Raw genomic sequence first — 21,090 nt, forward strand, 5'->3', positions numbered from 1 at the left:
GCCTCTGCTTCGCTGTCATACTCCCCGCCTCAGCCCTTGGTGGCCCCGGCGGTGAGGCCGGAGACGACGTACTTCTGCACGAAGAGCGCGATCAGCATGATCGGCAGGGTGACCACCGTGGACGCGGCCATCAGGCCGCCCCAGTCGATGCTCGCGTAGCCGACGAAGTCGAAGATCGCCACCGGCAGGGTCTTGGTGTCGGCGCCGGAGAGCACCAGGGCGAACATGAAGTTGTTCCAGGAGAAGATGAAGGACAGGATGCCGGCGGTCGCGATGCCCGGCGCGGAGAGCGGCAGCGTGATCCGCCGGAACGCCCCGATCGGGGTGAGCCCGTCCACCTGCGCCGACTCCTCCAGCTCCAGCGGCAGGCCGTCGAAGAAGCCCATCAGGATGTAGACCACCAGCGGCAGCGAGACGAACATGTGGCTGAGGATCAGCACGGTGAAGCCGCCGACCAGCCGCAGGTTGGAGAAGACGTAATACCACGGCACCAGCAGCGAGACGCCGGGGATGACCCGGGCCATCAGCACCACCAGGGCCGACTTCTTCATGTTGAACCGGCTCATGGCATAGGCGGCCGGCACGCCCAGGATCAGCGACAGCACGGTGGCCGCGAACGCCACCCAGAGGCTGTTGCCGATGAACTGGAGGTAGTTCGCCTGATCCAGGACCTTGGTGTAGTTGTCCAGCACCGGCGTGAACGCGAACGCCTTGCTGGAGTCGTAGATGTCGACGTTGGTCTTGAACGAGGCGGCGACCATCCAGAGCAGCGGGGCGATCAGCGAGACCACCACCACGGCCAGGGCCACCGCCCGGAAGACCTGGTACGGGGTACGACGCTTGCGGCGGGCCATCAGAGTGCGCCCTTCTTGCGACGGGACGTCAGCGCCCACATCGAACCGATGATGATCAGGAAGAAGATGATGAGCACGGTCGACGAGATGCCGTACTCGTTGTAGTCGAAGCTCAGCCCGTACGCGTACACGTTCAGCGTCTCGACCTCGTGGAACGAGCCGCCGCCACGCCCCTTGGTGGCGTACAGGATGTCGAAGGTCTTCAGCGCGTCGATGCCGCGCAGCAGGATCGCCACGATCACCGTCGGCATCAGCAGCGGCAGGGTGACGTGCCGGAACCGCTGCCAGGCGCTCGCCCCGTCCACCCGGGCCGCCTCGTCCGGCTCGTTGGACAGCGAGGTCAGCCCGGCCAGCAGGATCAGCACCACCATCGGGGTCCACTGCCAGATGTCGATGAAGATGGTGGTCGGCAGCGCGCTGTGCTGGCCGGCCAGCCAGGGCTGCGGGCCGATCCCGACCCAGCCGAGGATCTGGTTGGCCATCCCGATGTTCGGGTCGAAGATGAGCCGCCACATCATGCCGACCGCGACCGGGGTGGCGACCAGCGGCAGCAGGATCGCCACCCGGACCCACCGCTCACCGCGGAACGGCCGCCACAGCAGCAGCGCGACCGCCATGCCGAGGACGATCTCGAAGGTCAGCGCGACCCCGGTGAAGCCGACCGTACGCAGCACGGCGGGCCAGAACCGGTCGGTGTCCGAGAGCACCTCGAGGTAGTTCGCGAACCCGATGAACTCGGACTCGGCCCGTACCGACCCCTCGGCGTCGGTGAGGCTGAGGTAGATCGTCCAGGCCAACGGGAAGATGATCAGCGCACCGACGAACGTCATGGCCGGTGCCGCGAAGAGCCACTTGCGGTGGTTGTTCGCCCAGCGGGTCCAGCCGGTCAGTTCGCCGGACGGCTGGGGGGATGCCAGAGATGCCATGGGGTGGTCTTTCCGGGTCGGCGGATCCAGGGGCGGGGTGACGGATCGCTCCGCCACCCCGCGCGATGGCCTACTTCTCGTCGTCGAGGAGCTTCTGGAACGCCTCGTTCGCGGTGGCGGCCGAGCCGGCCACGTCCTTGCCGGTGATCGCGTCCACGATCGGCTGGCCGACCAGTTCCCGAGCCTCGGCCACCTTCACGACCAGCGGCCGGTCGTGACCAACGCCGTTCTCGGTGCTGATCTTGATGGCGTCCGCCAGGTCCTTCGGGTAGGTCGCGATGCCCTCCGGGTTGGCCCAGACCGAGGCACGGGCCCCCGGCACGCCACCCTTCTGCTGCGCCAGCGTCTGGTCCTTGCCGGCCGCCCACTGGATGAACTTCCAGGCGTTGCTCTGGTTCTCCGAGCCCTCGTTGATGCCGAGCGCCCAGGACGGGATGTTGTACGGCTTGGAGCCGGCCGGACCGGCCGGGAACGGCGCGAACCCGACGGTGTCGGAGACCTTGGACTTGGCCGGGTCGGTGGCGTTCTTGTAGAGCGAGTTCGCCTCGGTGTAGAAGGCCGCCTTGCCCTGGGTGAAGATGGCCATCGCCTCGGACCAGCTCATGTCGGTGCTGATGTTCGCCGGCCCATGGTCCTTGAGCAGCCCGCCGTAGTACGCGTACGCCTGCTTGGCCTGCTCGGTGTTGACGCTGGCCTTGCCGCTGGCGTCGACGAAGTCGCCGCCGAAGCTGAACAGGAAGCTGGAGAACTGGGTGACCGCGGCGGCCTTGCCGGTCCGGGCCACGAAGCCGGCGGTACCCGGGTTGTCGGCCTCGACCTTGGCCGCCATCGTCTTCAGCTCGTCCAGCGTCTTCGGCGGTGCGGTGAAGCCGGACTTCTGCAGCAGGTCCTTGCGGTAGTAGAGGACCTCCTGCTCGGTGATGATCGGGATACCGACCAGCTTCTCCTCGTAGCTGGTGGCCTGCACCGGCGGGGCCTGGAAGTCGGCGAAGTCGAACGCCGAGTCCCCCTTGGCCTTGTCGGTCAGGTCGGTCAGGTAGCCGTTCTTGGCGAAGAGCTTCCCCTCCTGGAGGGGCCGGTACATCATCACGTCGATGTCGCTGGAGCCGGCGTTCAGCTTCACGTTGTACTGATCGGAGAGCTGGTCCTCGCCGAGCTGGGTGACCTCGACCTTCAGTCCGGACTGCTGCTCGAACTCCGGTAGCGCCTTCTTTATGTTTTCCGTCCAGACGTGGTTCACCAGCGTCACGCGCAGCGTGTTCGACCCGCCACTGTCATCGCCGCCGCCTCCGCAGGCGGACAGGCCGAGGGCAGCCACCACGGCCAGAGATGTTCCGATTACCGAGCGACGTAACACGTCCATCTCCCCTTCCCTCGCGGCGACCCGCCGTTGGGGCGCCGCCCGCGGACTCCTACGTCCGCCTAATGCCGGATGCTAGGCCGATAAACCTGACTTAAGCAATACCAGGGTGCTCACTGATAGGCTTTATTTATGGCCACGCCGTCACCAGAGGTCGCGTCTGTCCGGCTCGACCCCGCCGAGCCCGGGCTGCACGCCCGGCTGCTCGATCAACTAGGTACGGCCGTCTGCGCCGGCCAGCTCGCCCCCGGCTCCGTGCTCTACATCGACGATCTGGTCGAGCAGTACGCCGTCTCCCGGTCGGTGGTCCGGGAAGTGCTGCGGGTGCTGGCCTCGATGGGGCTGGTGGAGTCCCGCCGCCGGGTCGGCACCCTGATCCGGGCCGCGCGCGACTGGAACGTCTTCGACCCCCAGGTGATCCGCTGGCGGCTCGCCTCGGCCGGCCGGATCGCCCAGCTCCGCTCCATCACCGAGCTGCGTACCGCGGTCGAGCCGCAGGCCGCCTCGCTCGCCGCGCTGCGGGCGACCCCGCAGGAGGCCAGCGAGCTGGTCGGGCTCGCCGCGAAGATGTGGGCGGCGGGCAAGGCCGGGGACGAGGCCGAGTTCCTCCGGCTCGACATCGAGTTCCACCGGCAGGTGCTGGTCGACTCCGGCAACGAGATGTTCGTCAAGCTGCACGAGCTGGTCGCCGAGGTGCTGGCCGGCCGCCACCACTACGACCTGATGCCGCACTATCCACACGAGGAGGCGCTGCAACTGCACGCCGACGTCGCCCAGGCGATCCAGCGGCACGACGGCGAGCGGGCCAAGACCGCGATGGTGCACATCATGGAGCAGGCCATCACGGAGATGAGTGCCATCTGGGCGCAGAGCGGGCCCGATCCCGTCTCCTGAACCGCTTTCCGCCAGCCGGCGAGCGGGCCCGCGCGGAGGTACGGTCTCTAGATCATCAATGCCGGCGCGGCGGACTATGGTTGGCCGGATCGTGCCGTCGCGGTACGTGGCGCCGGCGTGTGCCGACCGAGAGCCCGCGTACCAGGAACAGAGGGGACCACCATGGACGCATCCTCCCGCCCGCCGTTCCGCGCCGACCACGTCGGCAGCCTGCTGCGACCCGCGCGGCTGCTGACCGCCCGGGCCGACCGGGCCGCCGGGAAGATCTCCGCCGCCCAGTTGCGCGCCGTCGAGGACGACGCGATCCGCGAGGTGGTACGCCTCCAGGAGAGCATCGGGCTGCGTACCGCCACCGACGGCGAGTTCCGGCGTACCTCCTGGCACATGGACTTCATCTACCAGCTCGGCGGGATCGACCCGGCCGACGAGAAGCTGACCGTGCAGTTCTTCAACGAATCCGGAAAGCTGGAGTTCCAGTCGGCGGCGCTGCGGGTGCACGACCGGGTGAGGTTGACCGACACCATCTTCGGCGACGCGTTCACCTTCCTGAAGCAGCAGGTCACGACGGGCACCCCGAAGCTGACCATCCCGTCGCCGAGCATGGTGCACTACCGGGGCGGCCGGGCCGCCATCGACACCGCCGTCTATCCGGACCTGGACCAGTTCTGGGCCGACCTGAGCGCCGCCTACGCCGAGCAGGTGCGCCGGCTTGCCGACCTCGGCTGCAGCTACCTCCAGTTCGACGACACCAGCCTGGCGTACCTGAACGACCCCCGGCAGCGGGAGATGGTGGCCGCCCAGGGTGGCGACCCGGAGCACCAGCACGAGCGCTACATCCGGCAGATCAACGCCTCGCTGGCCGGGCGGCCGGCGGGCCTGTCGGTGACCACCCACATGTGCCGGGGCAACTTCCGGTCCTCCTGGGCCGCCGAGGGCGGCTACGACTTCGTCGCCGAGGCGCTCTTCAGCCAGCTCGACGTCGACGGCTTCTTCCTGGAGTACGACGACGAGCGCTCCGGCGACTTCGCGCCGCTGCGGTTCGTCCCGCCGGGCAAGAAGGTGGTGCTCGGCCTGGTCACCACCAAGCGGGGTGAGCTGGAGAGCAAGGATGCCCTCAAGCGCCGGATCGACGAGGCGGCCCGCTACGTCCCGCTGGAGCAGCTCTGCCTCTCGCCGCAGTGCGGCTTCTCCTCGACGGTGGAGGGGAACGCGCTGACCCAGGAGGAGCAGGTGGCGAAGCTGCGGCTGATCGTGGAGACCGCCCAGGAGGTCTGGGGCGACGACTGAGCCCCCGCCATACCGCCCGCCCGGCCGGGCCGCTGGTCAGCCCGGCCGGGCGAACCCGCCCCGCGGGGCGATGATTTCCAGGTTGGTGCCGCCCGGGTCGGTGAAGTACGCGACCTCGGTGCCGGCCACGTCGGGCGGCGACACCTCCTCGGTGCGGAACGTGTACGCCGGGCCGAGGAAGTCGAGCCCGGCCGGCGCCCGGTAGAAGGCGACCGAGCGGTCCAGGTCGGAGACGGACATCCCGACGTGCGCGGCGGTGTCGAGCCCGATCGTCCCGGCCGACGGATCCGGTACGGCGTTGGCCATCGCGCCTCCTCCCGACGAACCGGCACCCCGGGGTGGCTCTTCCCGGCCCTCCGGGGCGCAAACCGGGCCGGCACGATCAGGGGTGCAGGCCGGGCCGGTCCGCAGGCTGCCCGCCGGGCCGGTCCCGGGCGGGCAGCCGGGCCAGCGAGACGGCGGAGATGATTGCCCAGCTCGCCTCCAGGAGCAGGAAGCCCCACGACCGGTGCAGCAGGGCGATCACCGCCAGCACGGTCGAGCCGGCGACGTTCAGCAGCAGATAGCGGGCGGAATGCGGGGAGAGTCGGCGGGTCTGGGCGGCGGCGAAGGCCGACAGGATCAGCAGCGAACCGACGATTTCGATGACATCGACAGCGGTCATGGGTTTCTGCGCGCCGTCTTTGCGGGGCCGGGTACGGCAGCGCTCTCGTCCGGGGCGGTCGCATGATGGCGCCGCCTGATGATCGAGAATAGCTCGGCGGCGCGCCGGACCGGCCGGGTGGTGCGGAACCTCACCGGCGGGCGGCACCCGGGACCGGCCGGGTGGCCGGCGGATGGTTCGATGCACGCCAGCGACCGCACGCGGGAAGGGGCACACGCCGATGGCGGGGTACGAACGGGACGCGGCTGCGGCCGGCACCCGGGCCAGGTGGGTGGCGCCGGTCCGCCGGGCAATCGCCCGGATGCTCAACCCCGACGGCCTCTCCGCCGGGTACGTCCCGGCGCAGCGCGGCCAGGAGACCGACCGGATCGTGGACTGCGCGGCGTACCTCGACGGTCGCCGGTTGCCGGGCCGGCCCGACTACCGGGCGGCGTTGGCGGCGGCGCGCCGGGGGCGCGGGTTCGTCTGGCTGGGGCTGCACGACCCGGACGAGGCGGACTTCGCGCCGATCGCCCAGGCGTTCGGCCTCGACGAGCTGGTCGCCGGGCACGCGCTCAACCGGGAGCACCGGCCGGCGGTGGAGCGCTACGACCAGGTGACGGTGATCGTGCTGCGCACGACCCGGTACGTCGAGCACACCGAGCTGACCGAGACCTCCGAGGTGGTGGAGACCGGGGCGGTGACGGTGTTCGTCGGTCCCCGATTCGTGATCACCGTCCGGCACGGCGCACCCGGTGCGCTCCGGCCGGTCCGGGCCGACCTGGAGGCCCGGCCCACCCTGCTGGCGCTCGGCCCGTGGGCGGTCGCCTACGCGGTCTGCGACCAGCTCGTCGGCTCGTACGTCCGGGTGGCCACCGCCGTGGAGGCCGACGTCGACGCGGTGGAGGAGCAGGTCTTCGCCCCGCGTACGGCCCGGGACCGGATCGCGCACATCTACCAGCTCAAACGGGAGCTGATGGAGTTCAAGCGGGCGGTCGCACCGTTGCAGCGGCCGTTCGCCGCGCTGCTCGACGACCGGGAACTGCCCCGGCCCGTGGTCCGCTACTTCCGGGACGTGCACGGCGTACTGTCCCGCACGGTGGAGCGGGTGACCGCCTACGACGACCTGCTGAACTCGGTCCTCCAGGCCCGGCTGGCCCAGGTCTCGGTGGACCAGAACAACGACATGCGCAAGATCGCGGCATGGGCGGCGATCTTCGCGGTGCAGACCTTCATCGCCGGCATCTACGGGATGAACTTCGAGTTCATCCCGGGGCTGAAAGCGGCGAACGGCTTCTGGGTGGTGCTGGTGGTGATGCTGGTCCTGGCGGTCTTGATGCACCGAGGCTTCCGGCGCAACAACTGGCTGTGAGCGAGGCGACGCCGCGGCGGCCCGGGCCGGTCAGAGCCAGTCGCGGCGCTTGAAGATCACGAAGAGGGTGGTGCAGACCACCAGCATCAGGAAGAGCGCGAACGGGTAGCCGAGCGTCCAGTGCAGCTCGGGAATGTGGTCGAAGTTCATCCCGTAGACCGTGCCGATCACCGTCGGCGCGAAGAGGATCGCGGCCCAGGCGGAGATCCGCTTGATCTCCTCGTTCTGCGTGTAGCTGGCCACGGTCAGGTTCTTGACCTCCTCGTTCTGCGACTGTGACACCAGCGTGGCGTTCAGGGTGAGGATGTCCGCCAGGATCTGCCGGAACTCGTTGACCCGCTCGGAGGCGGTGGTGGCGTGGTCGGCCACGTCGCCCAGGTAACGCCGCAGCTCCTCGTCGGTGCCGTACTTCTCGAAGCCGGCGGTGAGCCCCTGGAGGATGTCCAGCAGCGGGCGGGTGGCCCGCTGGAACTCGATCACCTCACGGGACAGCTCGTAGATCCGCCGGCTCACCCGGGGATCACCGCCGAAGACCTCGGTCTCGATCTCGTCGATGTCGTTCTGCAGCCCGCCGACCACCGGGGCGTACCCGTCGACCACGCTGTCCAGGATCGCGTACAGCACCGCCTCCGGGCCGCGCCGCAGCAGGTCGGGGTCGTTCTCCATCCGGCGGCGTACGGCGGTCAGGTCGGGTGCCTGTCCGTGCCGTACGGTCAGCACGAAGTTGGCCCCGACGAAGATGTGCACCTCGCCGAAGTCCACCTCCTCGCGCTCGTCGAGGTAGCGGGCGGCCCGGAGCACCACGAAGAGGGTGTCGCCGTACCGTTCGAGCTTCGGCCGCTGGTGCGCGACGATGGCGTCCTCGACGGCCAGCTCGTGCAGCCCGAACTCCTCGGCGACGGTGAGCAACTGCCCCTCGGTCGGCCGGTACAGGCCGATCCACGCCATCGTCCCGGGATGCTCCCGCAGCCGCTGGCAGGTCTCGGCGAGGTTCGGCGGGCCGTCGACCCGGTGACCGTCCCGGTAGATCGCGGAGGTGACCACACTCTCCTCCGCGGGAGGCGCCTCGGTGCCCTCCTCGGCCGCCCGCGGATCCATCGACAGCTCCGGGGGCGACTGCGGATATCGGTCCTGCGAGCGGCGCAGTGCCCGCTTCGCGGGACGGAGGGCGCGCGAACGCCAGTCGGACATGGGCAGCCTCCACAACGAAGACGTCGAGCGACACGTGCGGGGACCCCACGAAAGAGTGGATCACGTAACCGGTCGACGGCCCACGCCGGGCCGCTGTCCCATCCCACGCCCGCCCCTGGCCGAGGACGACCAACCGCCGGCCAACAGCACGGAAACGTTGACCAACCCCCACCGTAGGCGGCGCCGCGCCCCTTCGCACCCCGAGTCGCGGACAACGCCGGCCCGGTGGTCCCGGTCGGCTGCCGACCGGAACCACCCGGGGGCGGGGCCGGTCAGCCCCCGGCGACGGAGGGGATGACCTGGATCTCCGCGCCGTCCGGGACCGCCGTGTCGAGGCCGCCGGTCTGCCGGCAGTCCTCGCCGTCGACGTACACGTTGACGTATCGGCGCAGTTGGCCCTGCTCGTCCCGGATCCGCCGGATCAGCCGCGGCCACTCGGCGCCCACCTCGTCGAGCACGGCGCGGAGGGTGCCCGCCGCGGCGACGTCGAGCCGGCCCGCGCCGGCCGTCTCCCCGCGCAGTGCGGCGGGCACGACGACGGTGACCATCGCTCAGACCTCCGCGGCCCGGACGCAGAGCACGTCGGGCAGGTGGGCGGCGACCAGCGACCACGAGTCGCCCTCGTCGCGGCTGGCGTAGACCTCGCCCGAGCGGGTGCCGAAGTAGACCCCGGCCGGGTCGGCGTCGTCGACGCACATGGCGTCGCGCAGCACGGCGGGGTAGTAGGGGTCGGTCGGCAGCCCGTCGGTCAGCGGCTGCCAGGTGTCACCCGCGTCGGTGGAGCGGAAGACCCGGCAGCGCCGGTCGACGGGGAAGCGTTCCCCATCCGCGACCAGCGGAAAGGTGTAGATGGTGTCGCCACGGTGCGGATGGGCCACCATCGGGAAGCCGAAGTCGCTGGGCAGGCCGTCGGCGATCGACTGCCAGCTCACCCCGCCGTCGGTGGACCGGTAGACGCCGTGGTGGTTCTGTGCGTAGAGCTTTTCGGGGTCGACCGCGTCCCGGGCGACCTTGTGCACACACTGCCCGAACTCGGGCCACTCGTCCGGCATGAAGTAGGCCCGGATGCCGGTGTTCTGCGGGCGCCAGCTCGCACCCGCGTCGCCGGTGCGGTAGACGCCGCCGGTCGACATCGCGACCAGGATCTGCGCCGGATCGGCCGGGTGCGGCAGCACCGTGTGGATCGCCTGGCCGCCGAACCCGGCGTCCCACTGCTCGCGGTGCGGGTGGTCCCAGAGCGGGCGGACCATCTCGTAGGAGGTGCCGCCGTCGACCGACCGGAACAGCGCCGAGGGCTGGGTGCCGGCGTAGACCACGTCGGGCTGGTCGGCCGGGCCAGGGGTGAGCTGCCAGACCCGCTCCAGGCTGGCTCCGGTGCCGTCCGGGAACGAGACGGGCGGCTCCGCCGGCTCCTGCCAGGAGGCGCCGAGGTCGTCGCTGGTCGCGACGCTGGGGCCGAAGTGTGAACTGGTCACCCCGGCGAGCAGCCGGGGGGTGGCCCGCCGCTTGTCCACGGCGACCGAGTAGACCCCGGTCATCGCGAAGTGCGGCCCGCTGACCTGCCAACTCTTGCGGTCGTCGCTGCTGGTGGCGAGGAAGAGGCCCTTGCCGGTGCCGATCGCCAACAAGGCGGTCATGGTCATCCCTCCGATCGGACGTGCGCCGTCGATGTCCGCCGGCCAGTATGCCGAGCGGCACCGACAAAAAGGCAGCTCGGACGCCCGTGGCGTGGGATCCGCGACCCCGTTACGGCCAGAGCGCGTTGACCCGGGGGTAGCTGAGTACCTCCGTGCCGAAGCCGAAGGTGCCGGTCTCCCGGATCTCCCGGGCCGCGTCCACGAAGGCGGTCAGCGCCGCCCGGGCCAGGGTCGAGCCGACGCTGACCCGGCGTACGCCGCAGTCGGCGAGCATCGCGACCGTCACCCCGGGGGCGCCGCCGGCCAGCGCGTTGACCGGTTTGTCCACCGCCGCGCAGACCGAGCGGACGGCGTCCAGGTCCGGCAGCCCCGGTGCGTAGAGCACGTCGGCCCCGGCGGCGGCGTAGGCCCGGAGCCGGCGGATGGTGTCGGGCAGGTCGGCCCGGCCGTAGAGGAAGTTCTCCGCCCGAGCGGCCAGGGTGAACGGAAACGGGAGAGCCCGGGCCGCTGCCACCGCCGCCTCGACCCGGCGTACCGCCTCGTCCAGCGGGCGGATCGGATCGGCGGGATCGCCGGTGGCGTCCTCGATCGACCCGCCGACGGCACCCGCCTCGGCGGCGAGCCGGATAGTCTCGGCCACCTCGGCCGGGCTGTCGCCGAATCCGCTCTCCAGGTCGGCCGCCACCGGCAGCGGGGTGGCCTCGGCGATCATCCGGACGTTCCGCAACGTCTCCGCCCGGCTGACCAGGTTGGCGCCGTCGCGCCGGCCGAGCGCGAAGGCCAGCCCGCCGCTGGTGGTGGCGAGCGCGGGAAAGCCGAGCTGGGCGAGTACCCGGGCACTGCCGGCGTCCCACGGATTGGGGAGTACGAAGGTCGGCCCCTCGTGCAGCCGGCGGAAGGTGACCGCCCGGCGGTACTGGTCGGCGGCGTCCAGAGTCATCGGATCATCCTCTCCGCCGGCCAGTCTAGGTACCCCGTCCTCCCCGCGACCCTCCCGCCGTCACTCCGGTGTGCCGTTGAGCATCCACGGCAGGTTGAACTTGCGGAACACGATCGACCGCCGCGAGGTGTCGCTGGCGGCGGTGTTCTCGTTCACCTCGACCAGTGCCCCGACGAAGTAGTCGGCGGTCTTGGCCATGCTCGAATAGCCACCCTCGGCGACGCTGCCGCCGCCCAGCCCCGGCCAGGACGGCAGCGGCGCGTCGGCGAGCCGGCGGTAGACCGGCCAGGTCCGGGCCTCGTCGTAGCTGATCCGCACGGTCATCCTGGTGCGGGTCTCGGTGCTCGCCGAGTTGAGGAAGACGATCCGGGTCGGCGAGTCGAGGTTGTACCGCAGGATGGAGCCCTGGGCGCGCGGATCCAGCAACGTCTGGTCCGGCGCGAAGGTGCCGAAGCCGCCCTCGATCGTCCCGCGCGCCACCCAGCGGCGCTTCGCGCCCTCCCAGACCGCGCCGACGGCCCGGTCGTTGCGCATCAGCCGGCCGTCGGTCAGCTCCAGCACCGTGCCCTCGCTGGTGCCCTCCTGGGCGGCGCCGGTGCTGGTGGTGATGCGCTGCACCTTCCAGGTGGCCCCGTGGTCGTCGCTGTAGATGTTGCGGTGCAACGCGGGAATCACCAGCCGGCCGGTGGAGGTCTGCACGCCGACGCCCGGACCCATCGCGTCCCACGCCCAGGTTCCGCCGCCGGCGAGCGTCCTCGGCTTGAGCGTGGCGGTCAGGTCCACCGGATCGGTCCAGTTCCGGCCGTCGTCGGCGCTGCTGCTGACGTACACCTTGCGGTGTTCCCAGGCGCTGATCCGGGTGGTGCCGTCGTCGCCGTTCTGGCTGTAGCCCGCCGGGTTCCAGGACATGAAGAGCCAGATCCTGCCGTTGCTGGAGTCGACGACGGCGGTCGGGTTGCCCCAGGTGCCCTGTCCAGCCCCGACCACCTCGTCCAGCGCCGACCAGGTGGCGCCGTTGTCCGTCGAACGCTTGTAGACCAGGTTGATGTTGCCCCAGTCCCGGTTGTTCGACGCCCGGCCCTCGGCGAACGCGATCAGGGTGTTCGCCTTCGTCCGCACCAGCGACGGGATCCGGAAGGAGTGGTAGGTGATGCCGTTGAGGGACTCGCCGCCGCCGTCGAAGAGCAGCCGCTCGCTGTGCGCGGCCGGTGCGGCCGCGGCGGGTCCGCCGGCCGGCGCCACCGACAGGCCGAGCAGCAGCCCACCGACCAGCACTCCGGCCGTCCTCGCTCGCCAGGACATCGGTACCTCCTCGCCGCCGGTCCGCGTCAGACCAGCAGGTCCTCGTCGTAGATGCTGGCCAGCCGGTTCGGCGTGCCCTGGGAGGCGAAGCCGAAGCAGAGCCGGGCCGTGTTCAGGTCCGCCGCACCGGCCATGCCCGCACCTCCGTGCGCAGTTAAATACCTACATCTATCGCTTGGTTTGAGAAAGAAACTGCCATACCGTCTCGGTCACCGCAAGGTCTCCGTACGGCATCGGTCGATCTTCCGCTCGGGCCGGGCTGGCTAGTGCGGTGTCCAGTAACGTTCGTCGGGTTTCTGTCGTACCCGTGGGGTTGGCTCTGCTGGTGCCTCGTCGTCGGGATCCGGCCGCTGCTGTGGTGGTGTATCGGACGGCGCGGGTGGGGTTGCGGTTGACGGTGGGTCAGCGGCGGCGGTGTTTCGGCCTGCTCCGGTCGGCAGGGGATGTGTGGGCGTGTGTGTTGGAGGTCAATGCGTGGCGTCGGGCCCGTCGGGATGCCCCGTTGGCGGGTTATCAGGAGTTGTGTCGGGAGTTGGCGGCTGCGGGGTCGGGGACGTTCGGGGAGTTGGATTCCACGGGGGCCCGCTCGGTGTTACGCCGGTTTTCCGACGCCTGGTTCGCGGCGGCGAAACGCCGTAAGGACGGCGACGCCACGGTCCGGTTTCCGCGTCGTCGGCGTGGGTTGGTGCCGGTGCGCTGGTACCACGGCACGTTCACCCTCGATGGCCGGCGGTTGCGGGTCCCGACCGCTCGTGGCGCAGGTCCGTTGTGGCTGCGGCTGGCCCGGCATCTGCCCTACCCGGCCGGCCGGGTGCGGTCGGTCACTTTGCTGTGCGAGGGTGGTCGGCTGTTCCTCGATGTGACCGCCGAGATCCCGGTGGCGGAATACCAGCCGGGGTGTGGTCCGGATCCGGGGCGGATGGCGGGGGTGGATCTGGGGGTGATCCATCCGTACGCGGTCGCCGGCCCGGCCGGGCAGGCGCTGTTGGTGTCCGGGCGGGCGATCCGGGCCGAGCACCGTCAGCATCTCGCGGATACGAAGAAGCGTCGTCGGGCGGTCGCCGGGCGGGCGCCCGCGAAGGGAGAGCGCGGGTCGCGGCGGTGGCGGCGGTACCGGCGTCGGGCGCGGCTGGTGGAGGGTCGGCATCGGCGGCGGGTCCGGCAGGCCCAGCACGAGGCCGCCAAGACCGTGATCGGCTGGGCGATCGCACAGCGGGTAGGCACCCTGCGGGTTGGTGACCCGCGCGGGGTTCTCGACATTCAGGCGGGTCGGCGGCACAACCTGCGGTTGCGGCAGTGGCGCATCGGCCACCTCATCCGCATCCTCCAGGACAAGGCGGCCCTGGCCGGGATCAGAGTCGACCTCGTGGATGAGCGGGGGACGTCGTCGACCTGCCCGGCCTGCGTCCGGCGGATACCGAAACCATCCGGACGGGTCCTCACCTGCCGGTACTGCGGATTCTCGGGCCATCGTGACCTGGTCGCGGCGGCCATCATCGCCACCCGTACCCCGGGCGGCGGACCCACCACCCCACAACCCTCGGCCCCTGTGCCGACGCTGTTGTCCGGGGTGGTCACGCACCGTCGAGCCGGCCGGCACCTGCCCGGTGTCGGCCGGTCCCGACGTGACCCCCGCCGCCCACCACAGCACCTCGGGCGGCGTGCGGGTCGGTTGGCCAGCGGTGGCCCGCCCCACCAACCACACAGTGGGGAGTCGCTCGCCGAACAGGCGAGGATCCACAAAACCACCGGGAGACCCGGTGAACGTCAGTGGACACCGCACTAGACTCGCCCGCGTGGGCAGTCGCAGGGGGACGATCGCGCTCTGGGGGGTCTTCGGCGTCGTCGCGGTGGTCTCGTCGGCACTCGTGCTCCGCCGGCCCGACTGGGAACGCCTCTCGGATCTGCACATCTACTACGGCGCCATCCGGCACCTGCACGCCGGCCAGCCGCTCTACGAATTCGTCGCCGAGAACGGTGGGCCGTTCACGTACCCGCCCTTCGCCGCCCTGGTCCTCTCGCCGATCGGCCTGCTGCCCGAGAGCGTCCTCCAACTCTCCTGGCTGGTGCTGACCTGCGCGGCGATCGCCGCCATCGCCGTCGCGGTGGGTGGCGCCGTCACCTCGCAACGGCACCGGCGACCGCTGGTGGTCGCGGCCATCGCCTGCGCGCTGATGCTCTCCGCGCCGGCCCAGAGCAACCTGCGCTTCGGCCAGGTCAGCGTCTTCATCGTGCTGCTCGCCCTGGTCGACGGGACGGGGCTGACCCCGGCCCGGTATCGGGGCGTCCTGGTCGGGATCGCCGCGGCCGTCAAGCTGACCCCGCTGCTGTTCGTGGTCTTCTTCCTGGTCGCCCGCCGCTGGCGCGACGCCGGTCGGGCGGCCGGCGCCTTCCTGGCCTGCGGCCTGGTCGGCGCGGTCGTGCTGCCGGCGGAGAGTTGGACCTTCTGGACCGGTACCTTCCTCAACACCTCGCGGGTCGGCAACCTCGCCTCGCTCGGCAACCAGTCCCTGCACGGCATGCTGCTGCGGGTGGGCGCCGAGGGCGAGACCTTCCCGCTGCTCTGGGCCGGCCTGGTGCTGGTCGTCTGCGGTACGGCGCTGCTGCGGGCACGCCAGCTCGAACTGTCCGGCCGGTCCGCGCAGGCGGCCGTGCTGGTCGGTTGCGCGACCGTGGCGGCCTCGCCGGTCTCCTGGACCCATCACCAGATCTGGCCGGTGCTGGCCGCGATGTTCCTGGTCGGGGCGTACGGGGTGGCCCGCCGGGTGGCCGGTGTCGCGGTGCTGGGCGTGATGGTGCTGTCGCTGGGCGCGCTGCTCAGCTCGGTCTCGATGACCCCGGGACTCCAGTTCCTCTTCGAGAACTCGCGTTCCATCGCCACCATCACGCTGTGCCTGGCCGGCTTCGGCGGGGCGGCGGTCGCGGCGGTCGCCGCCGCTCGGCGTACCTCCACGGCCCGGGGTTGGCTGCGGGTGGGCACCGCCGCCCTCGCCGGGGTCGCCTTCTTCGCCGTACAGCCGCTGCCGGCGGGGGCGGACCCGACGTTCAAGGCGTACTCGATGTCCGACGTGCACAACCCGCGCTACTTCTTCGTCTGCCGCAGCGCGGCCGGGTGCGCCGCGTTCGGCGCGGGTGCGCCGATCACCTTCGGAGTCACCGCCGAGAAGACCAAGGTACGCGTCAGCGGGGTCGTCGACGCCACCGTGGCCCGGCTGGAATACCAGTCCGCGCCCGGGGGCGCCGCCCGGACGATCCCGCTGCTGGAGGTATATCCGGGGCAGCGGCTGTTCTCGTTCCGCTCGGCCAACCTCTCGCACGGCTGGTTGACCGCCTACCGCGCGGACGGCAGCCCGATCGCCGCGTACAGCGAGGAACTCGTCGCCGGGTGACGGCGCGGTACCGGCGGGTGGGGCGGTTCACCGACCCGGCAACCGGTGGCCGGGGCCCGGTCAACTCGGGATGTTAACGTGGCGCCCGGCTCACGACGGCGGCACGCAGACCAGGCCGGTCACCGCCTCGACCGGTGCCGGCCGGCCAGGCCGTGCCGGCGCCGCCGACCTCGCGCGACCGTGCGAGTCGGTCACTCCCAGTGGCGAGCGGGCGTCACCAGGCTTCACAGGAAAGGGCCTCTGGATTGTCGGCTTTCACGCGCCGTCGTCGAACCCCGACCGATGCACCGCCGGAGCCGGTGGAGGTCCCGGCCACCGACGGCCACCCGTCACCGGAACCGGACGACCACGGTACGCCCGACGCCAACCACACGTCGGAGGTCGCCGGTGGCCCGACCGACGCCGCGACCGACGACGCCGCTCCCGCTCCCGCTCCCGCTCCCGCTCCCGCTCCCGCTCCCGCTCCAAAGCGTGGCAGGCTGCGGACCGTGGCGGCCGGCCTGACCAGCGTCCTGGCCCTGCTGCTGGTCGTCTTCGCCCTGCTCGCGCCGAACCAGCTCACCCTCCTCACCCCGGGTGCGTTCCTGCGGCTGCCGCTCGAAGCCCTGCTGGTGGTCGCGCTGGTGCTGCTCCTGCCGGGCTGGGGACGCCGGGTGGTGGCGGTACCGGTCGGGATCGCACTCGGAGTGCTGGCCATCGTGAAGGTCATCGACATGGGCTTCTTCGCGGTGCTGGCCCGGCCGTTCAACCCGGTCTTCGACTGGATCTCGTTCGAGGCCGGCACGGACTACGTCGAGGAGTCGTACGGCCGGACCGGCGCCGTCGTCGCCGTGGTCGCCGCCGGCCTGCTCGCGGTCGGCCTGCTCGTCCTGATGACGCTCTCGGTGCTCCGGCTGACCCGCCTGGTGGTCCGGCACCGCCGGGCGTCGACGCACATCGTGTCGGCCCTCGGGGCCACCTGTGTCGTCGGCGCCGTGCTCGGTGTGCAGATCATTCCAGACGTGCCGGTCAGCACCCTGACCTACGACCGGGCGCTCCAGGTGCGGGCGGCCCTGCGCGACCAGGAGGTGTTCGCGGCCGAGGCCCGGGTCGACGCCTTCGGTGACACCCCCGGCGACCAGTTGCTCACCGCGTTGCGGGGCAAGGACGTGGTCCTCGCCTTCGTCGAGAGCTACGGTCGCTCGGCGGTCGAGGACCCGGCGTTCGCCCCGGAGATCGGCGCCACCCTCGACACCGGCTACACCCGACTGCGCACCGCCGGGTACGCGGCGCGCAGCGGCTGGCTCACCTCGCCGACCTACGGCGGCGGAAGCTGGCTGGCCCACGGCACGCTGCTCTCCGGTCTCTGGATCAACAACCAGCAGCGCTACACCCACCTCGTCGCCAGCGACCGGATGACCCTGAACCGGGCCTTCCAGCGGGCCGACTGGCGGACCGTCGGCGTGATGCCGGGCATCACCCAGAAATGGCCGGAGGGGACGTTCTTCGGCTACGACGAGGTGCACGCCTCGAAGGAGCTCGGATACCGTGGCCCGCAGTTCAGTTGGGCCCAGATGCCGGACCAGTACACGCTGTCAGTCTTCGAGCAGCGCGAACACGCCAAGCCGGACCACCCGCCGGTGATGGCGACGATTCCGCTGGTGTCCAGCCACGCGCCCTGGACACCGATCCCGGAACTCATCGGCTGGGACCAGCTCGGCGACGGATCGATCTTCGGGCCGATGGCCGAGGTGGGCGAGTCGTCGGACGACGTGTGGCGGGACACCGACAAGGTGCGCACCCAGTACCGCCGCGCCATCGAGTACTCGCTGAACACCGTCGTCTCCTACCTGGAGCGGTACGGCGACGACGACCTGGTCTTCGTCTACCTCGGCGACCACCAGCCGGCCCCGCTGGTGACCGGGGAGAACGCCAGTCACGACGTACCGATCACCATCGTCGCCAAGGATCCGGCCGTGCTGGACCGGATCTCCGGCTGGAACTGGCAGGAGGGCCTGAAACCCGGCCCGGACACTCCGGTCTGGCGGATGAGCGACTTCCGGGACCGGTTCCTCACCGCCTTCGGGTCGTAGCTCCGAGCCGACCCCGCTGCGCGGTGGGCCGGCCCGGCCCGGTGAACCCACCCGAAGTGTCGGGGCCTGCCGGTAGGATTTCCGGGCCCGTGCCACGGTGCTGGCCGTGGCCCGGATCGATGTCCGGCCAAGGCTCTGACCAGCATTCGGAGGTTCCGCATCATGTTCGACGGCACCGGTCTGACGTTGACCACCGTCAATCTGAGTGCACCGGACCCGGCAGCGCTCGCCCGTTTCTACCAGCGCCTCCTCGGTTGGGAGATCACCGAGGAGGCGTCGGACTGGGTGCTGATGCGCGACCCGGCCGGGGGAGTCGGGCTGGCCTTCCAGACCGAGTCGCCGTACGCCCGGCCACGCTGGCCGGCCGGTCCCGGCGACCAGCAGATGATGATGCACCTGGAGATCCGGGTCGACGATCTGGAGAGCGCCGCCGCGCACGCCGTGGCGTGTGGCGCCACCCGCGCGGACTTCCAGCCGCAGCAGGATGTCCTGGTGCACCTCGACCCGGCCGGCCACCCGTTCTGCCTCTACCTCGGCTGATCCACCGCGCCGGATCGGGGAACCCCATTGGGGTGGGCACCCGTCCGGGCCGTCCCCGGCCCACCGCACCCCGATGCTCCCCGACCCATTCGGGGCCCGCCGGATCAGTCGGCGAGGCGGGCCGGGAAGCCGCCGGTGGCGACCGGCCCCCAACCGTCGATGGTGACCCGGATCAGCGACTTGTCCTGCCGGCGCATGGCCTCGCGGTACTCGTCCCAGTCCGGGTGCTCGCCGGAGATGCACCGGAAGTACTCGACCAGCGGCTCCAGCGCCTCCGGCAGGTCGAGCACCTCGGCGGTGCCGTCGACCTGGACCCACGGCCCGTTCCAGTCGTCGGAGAGGACGCAGACGGAGACTCGGGGATCCCGGCGGGCGTTGGTCGCCTTCGCCCGCTCCGGATAGGTCGAGACGACGATCCGGCCCTCGGTGTCCACCCCGCAGGTCACCGGCGAGGACTGGGGTCGCCCGTCCGGGCGGGTCGTCATCAGGATGGCGCGGTGCCGGGGTCGGAGGAAGTCGAGCAGTTCGGCGCGGTCGACGCGGGTGTTGGTCGCGATGCTGCGGGTCATTGATCGTTTCTATCAGGCTGGGCCGGGACGGCGGGCCGGGCGGAGGGGGTCTGGGTCCACTGCGGGGCCGGCAACCGCTGTTCCGGGATTGCCGGACAGTTCAGGTGCCGGACGCGGAGCGGTCGGCGTCGGTGGCGGCCTTGAGTGCGCGCAGCACGGAGAGCTCCGAATCGGTCGGCGGCTCGCCGGTACGCAGGTCGTCGGCGACCCGCAACCGCCAGCCGGTCGCCGCACGGGCCTGCTCGACCGTGGCGCCCGGATGCAGTTGGGTCAGCACCAGTTCCCGGCTGGACGGGTCGGGCCGGAGGATGCCGAGGTCCGTGATCACCACCTGCGGTCCGGCCCCGCGCAGCCCGAGTCGTTCCCGGTCACCGGAGCCGGCGCCGTAACCGAACGAGGTGACGAAGTCGACCCGCTCGACGAAGGTACGCGGACTCTGCCGCATGATGACGATGACCTCGCGGCAGGAGGCGGCGATCTCGGGTGCCCCACCGGCCCCGGGCAGCCGTACCAACGGATTGCTGTAGTCGCCGCCGATGGCGGTGGTGTTGATGTTGCCGTACCGGTCGAGCTGGGCACCGCCGAGGAAACCGACGTCGATGTTGCCCGGCTGGAGCCAGTAGTTGAAGACCTCCGGCACGCTGACCACCGCGTCGGCGGTGTCGGCCAGGATGCCGTCGCCGATCGAGAGTGGCAGCCGGTCGGGTTTGGCGCCGAGACACCCGGACTCGTAGATGAGCACGAGCCGGGGGGCGTGGGTCACCCGGGCGAGGTTGGCGGCGGTACTCGGCAGGCCGATTCCGACGAAGCACGCGGTGCCGTCCCGCAGTTGCCGGGCGGCGGCGACGGTCATCATCTCGTCGGCGGTCCACTCCGCGCTCATCGCCGCCACCTCCCGGGCCGCTCGATCCGCTCGCCCATCCCGCCACCAGGTCCGTGCTCGCTCATCCCGCCTGCTTCGTCGGGCTCCTTCGGCCCGCCGGCCGGCCCGCGTTCGTCCGTCCCGCCACCATGTCCGCGGTCGTTCGTTCGGCCGGCCTCGCCGCGCTCGTTCATGGGTTCCTCCGGGCGTCGAGGACGTGCTGCCGCATCCAGGTGGTGAAGGTGTCCCGGTCGCGGCTGATCGCGTCCCACGCCTGGTAGAAGTTGTTGTCCCGGACCGAGTAGCCCTGTGCGTAGGACGGGTGCGAGCCACCGGGGGCGAGCGCGACCGCGCTGACCGCCCAGGTCGGCAGGACCACCTGGGTGGGCATCGGCTCCAGGGAGTCGACGATCTCCTCGACGGTGACCAGGGACCGCCTGGCGGCCAGCACCGCCTCCTTCTGCACGCCGGTGATGCCCCACATCTGCACGTTGCCGGCCCGGTCGGCGCGCTGGGCGTGCACGATCGTGACGTCGGGGTTCAACGCCGGTACGGCGGTGAGCACCTCGCCGGTGAACGGGCAGGTGATGGGCTTGATGGTGGCGGTATGCCGGGGCAGGTCGGTGCCGGTGTAGCCACGCAGCACCGCGAACGGCAGCCCGGAAGCCCCGGCCACGTACCGGTTCGCCATTCCGGCGTGGCTGTGCTCCTCGATCTCCAGCGGTGCCGGCCAGCCGTGCTCCACCGCGTCCCGAAACCGGTGCAGCGAGCCGACGCCCGGGTTGCCGCCCCAGGAGAAGACCAGTCGACGGGCACAGCCCATCCCGATGAGCTGGTCGTAGATGACGTCCGGGGTCATCCGGACCAGTTCCAGGTCGCGCCGCCGCTGCCGGACGATCTCGTGGCCGGCGGCGAACGGAATCAGGTGGGTGAATCCCTCCAGCGCCACCGTGTCACCGTCGTTGACCAACTCGGCCACACCTTCGGCCAACGAGACGATCTCAGCCATCCGTCCCCAGTCTCCTGATCGCGCGTCGTCGCCCTGCCGAGCGGTGACGGCAGACGGGCGCAGTCGTTCGTTTGGCGTACGCCTGTTCTGATATCGAACGTAGCGTGACGCATCCGGCCCCGTCAACGCCGCCCGGCGCGGCCACGGGATTTTCCGCCGCCGTCGTGGCCGTGCTGGGCCGAGCGTCCGACAGGTCCGCGCCCGCCGAGGCGGTCCGGCCGGTATGCGGACCCGCTCGGCCGG

General features: G+C 71.0%; 20 protein-coding genes and 1 riboswitch. Of the genes, 7 read left to right on the forward strand and 13 right to left on the reverse strand.

All coding sequences use genetic code 11. The annotated features are described in order from the left end of the window. Window positions 1-29 precede the first annotated feature (29 nt). From ACSMXO_RS14165 to ACSMXO_RS14175, 3 genes are all read right to left on the reverse strand, one after another. Entirely contained in the window at window positions 30-854 is an 825-nt protein-coding gene (locus ACSMXO_RS14165) for a carbohydrate ABC transporter permease (protein ID WP_455418087.1), read from the reverse strand. After that, window positions 854-1,780, reverse strand: coding sequence for a carbohydrate ABC transporter permease (locus ACSMXO_RS14170; protein WP_346257611.1), 927 nt, complete (start codon window positions 1,778-1,780; stop codon window positions 854-856). The genes ACSMXO_RS14165 and ACSMXO_RS14170 overlap by 1 nt, the downstream gene beginning before the upstream one ends. A 70-nt stretch (window positions 1,781-1,850) precedes the next feature. Then, entirely contained in the window at window positions 1,851-3,029 is a 1,179-nt protein-coding gene (locus ACSMXO_RS14175; RefSeq protein WP_455418088.1) for an ABC transporter substrate-binding protein, read from the reverse strand. A 243-nt stretch (window positions 3,030-3,272) separates the two neighbouring features. Between ACSMXO_RS14175 and ACSMXO_RS14180 the strand changes: the two genes are divergently transcribed. Next, complete coding sequence (locus ACSMXO_RS14180) at window positions 3,273-4,034, forward strand: FadR/GntR family transcriptional regulator (RefSeq protein ID WP_455418089.1); 762 nt, start codon at window positions 3,273-3,275, stop codon at window positions 4,032-4,034. A gap of 162 nt (window positions 4,035-4,196) precedes the next feature. Beyond that, complete coding sequence (locus ACSMXO_RS14185; protein WP_455418090.1) at window positions 4,197-5,321, forward strand: 5-methyltetrahydropteroyltriglutamate--homocysteine S-methyltransferase; 1,125 nt, start codon at window positions 4,197-4,199, stop codon at window positions 5,319-5,321. A gap of 36 nt (window positions 5,322-5,357) precedes the next feature. Here the strand turns inward: ACSMXO_RS14185 and ACSMXO_RS14190 are convergent, their stop codons facing one another. Both ACSMXO_RS14190 and ACSMXO_RS14195 read right to left on the reverse strand, forming a co-directional pair. Continuing rightward, window positions 5,358-5,627, reverse strand: a complete 270-nt coding sequence (locus ACSMXO_RS14190; protein WP_455418091.1) for a VOC family protein — start codon at window positions 5,625-5,627, stop codon at window positions 5,358-5,360. 76 nt (window positions 5,628-5,703) lie between these two features. Beyond that, the gene (locus ACSMXO_RS14195; RefSeq protein ID WP_455418092.1) at window positions 5,704-5,985 is read right to left on the reverse strand and encodes a CBU_0592 family membrane protein; all 282 of its coding nucleotides are present in this window, start codon (window positions 5,983-5,985) and stop codon (window positions 5,704-5,706) included. Window positions 5,986-5,992: 7 nt separating this feature from the next. Continuing rightward, a riboswitch (guanidine-III (ykkC-III) riboswitch) is annotated at window positions 5,993-6,052 on the reverse strand. Window positions 6,053-6,205: 153 nt separating this feature from the next. Here ACSMXO_RS14195 and ACSMXO_RS14200 point away from each other — a divergent pair. Beyond that, window positions 6,206-7,336: a magnesium and cobalt transport protein CorA gene (locus ACSMXO_RS14200; RefSeq protein ID WP_455418093.1), complete on the forward strand. Its 1,131-nt coding sequence runs from the start codon at window positions 6,206-6,208 to the stop codon at window positions 7,334-7,336. Between the two features lie 30 nt (window positions 7,337-7,366). Here the strand turns inward: ACSMXO_RS14200 and ACSMXO_RS14205 are convergent, their stop codons facing one another. From ACSMXO_RS14205 to ACSMXO_RS14225, 5 genes are all read right to left on the reverse strand, one after another. Continuing rightward, window positions 7,367-8,527: a magnesium and cobalt transport protein CorA gene (locus tag ACSMXO_RS14205; RefSeq protein WP_346257604.1), complete on the reverse strand. Its 1,161-nt coding sequence runs from the start codon at window positions 8,525-8,527 to the stop codon at window positions 7,367-7,369. 272 nt (window positions 8,528-8,799) lie between these two features. Next, entirely contained in the window at window positions 8,800-9,075 is a 276-nt protein-coding gene (locus ACSMXO_RS14210) for a ubiquitin-like small modifier protein 1 (RefSeq protein WP_318397787.1), read from the reverse strand. Between the two features lie 3 nt (window positions 9,076-9,078). Beyond that, complete coding sequence (locus tag ACSMXO_RS14215; protein ID WP_455418094.1) at window positions 9,079-10,164, reverse strand: WD40/YVTN/BNR-like repeat-containing protein; 1,086 nt, start codon at window positions 10,162-10,164, stop codon at window positions 9,079-9,081. A 109-nt stretch (window positions 10,165-10,273) separates the two neighbouring features. Continuing rightward, on the reverse strand, window positions 10,274-11,104 hold the full coding sequence (locus tag ACSMXO_RS14220; RefSeq protein WP_455418095.1) for an isocitrate lyase/PEP mutase family protein: 831 nt from the start codon (window positions 11,102-11,104) through the stop codon (window positions 10,274-10,276). Window positions 11,105-11,164: 60 nt separating this feature from the next. Continuing rightward, entirely contained in the window at window positions 11,165-12,406 is a 1,242-nt protein-coding gene (locus ACSMXO_RS14225; protein WP_455418096.1) for a sialidase family protein, read from the reverse strand. Window positions 12,407-12,803: 397 nt separating this feature from the next. Here ACSMXO_RS14225 and ACSMXO_RS14230 point away from each other — a divergent pair, with 397 nt between their 5' ends. The 4 genes from ACSMXO_RS14230 to ACSMXO_RS14245 all read left to right on the forward strand — a co-directional run bounded on the left by ACSMXO_RS14230 (window position 12,804) and on the right by ACSMXO_RS14245 (window position 18,407). After that, a complete protein-coding gene (locus ACSMXO_RS14230) occupies window positions 12,804-14,192 on the forward strand; it encodes an RNA-guided endonuclease InsQ/TnpB family protein (protein WP_455418097.1) in 1,389 nt (462 codons plus the stop codon). A 10-nt stretch (window positions 14,193-14,202) separates the two neighbouring features. Beyond that, entirely contained in the window at window positions 14,203-15,795 is a 1,593-nt protein-coding gene (locus ACSMXO_RS14235) for a glycosyltransferase 87 family protein (protein ID WP_455418098.1), read from the forward strand. A gap of 299 nt (window positions 15,796-16,094) precedes the next feature. Then, the gene (locus tag ACSMXO_RS14240) at window positions 16,095-17,867 is read left to right on the forward strand and encodes a sulfatase (protein WP_455418099.1); all 1,773 of its coding nucleotides are present in this window, start codon (window positions 16,095-16,097) and stop codon (window positions 17,865-17,867) included. A gap of 162 nt (window positions 17,868-18,029) precedes the next feature. Beyond that, window positions 18,030-18,407 (forward strand): VOC family protein, encoded by a 378-nt coding sequence (locus ACSMXO_RS14245; RefSeq protein WP_455418100.1) that lies wholly within the window; start codon window positions 18,030-18,032, stop codon window positions 18,405-18,407. A gap of 104 nt (window positions 18,408-18,511) precedes the next feature. Here the strand turns inward: ACSMXO_RS14245 and ACSMXO_RS14250 are convergent, their stop codons facing one another. From ACSMXO_RS14250 to ACSMXO_RS14260, 3 genes are all read right to left on the reverse strand, one after another. Then, window positions 18,512-18,976, reverse strand: coding sequence for a PPOX class F420-dependent oxidoreductase (locus ACSMXO_RS14250; RefSeq protein WP_346261461.1), 465 nt, complete (start codon window positions 18,974-18,976; stop codon window positions 18,512-18,514). A gap of 100 nt (window positions 18,977-19,076) precedes the next feature. Continuing rightward, on the reverse strand, window positions 19,077-19,859 hold the full coding sequence (locus ACSMXO_RS14255; RefSeq protein WP_346261460.1) for a CoA-transferase subunit beta: 783 nt from the start codon (window positions 19,857-19,859) through the stop codon (window positions 19,077-19,079). A 169-nt stretch (window positions 19,860-20,028) separates the two neighbouring features. Next, window positions 20,029-20,847 (reverse strand): CoA transferase subunit A, encoded by an 819-nt coding sequence (locus ACSMXO_RS14260; RefSeq protein WP_455418101.1) that lies wholly within the window; start codon window positions 20,845-20,847, stop codon window positions 20,029-20,031. Window positions 20,848-21,090 lie beyond the last annotated feature (243 nt).

It is taken from the genome of Plantactinospora sp. DSM 117369 (assembly GCF_053764795.1).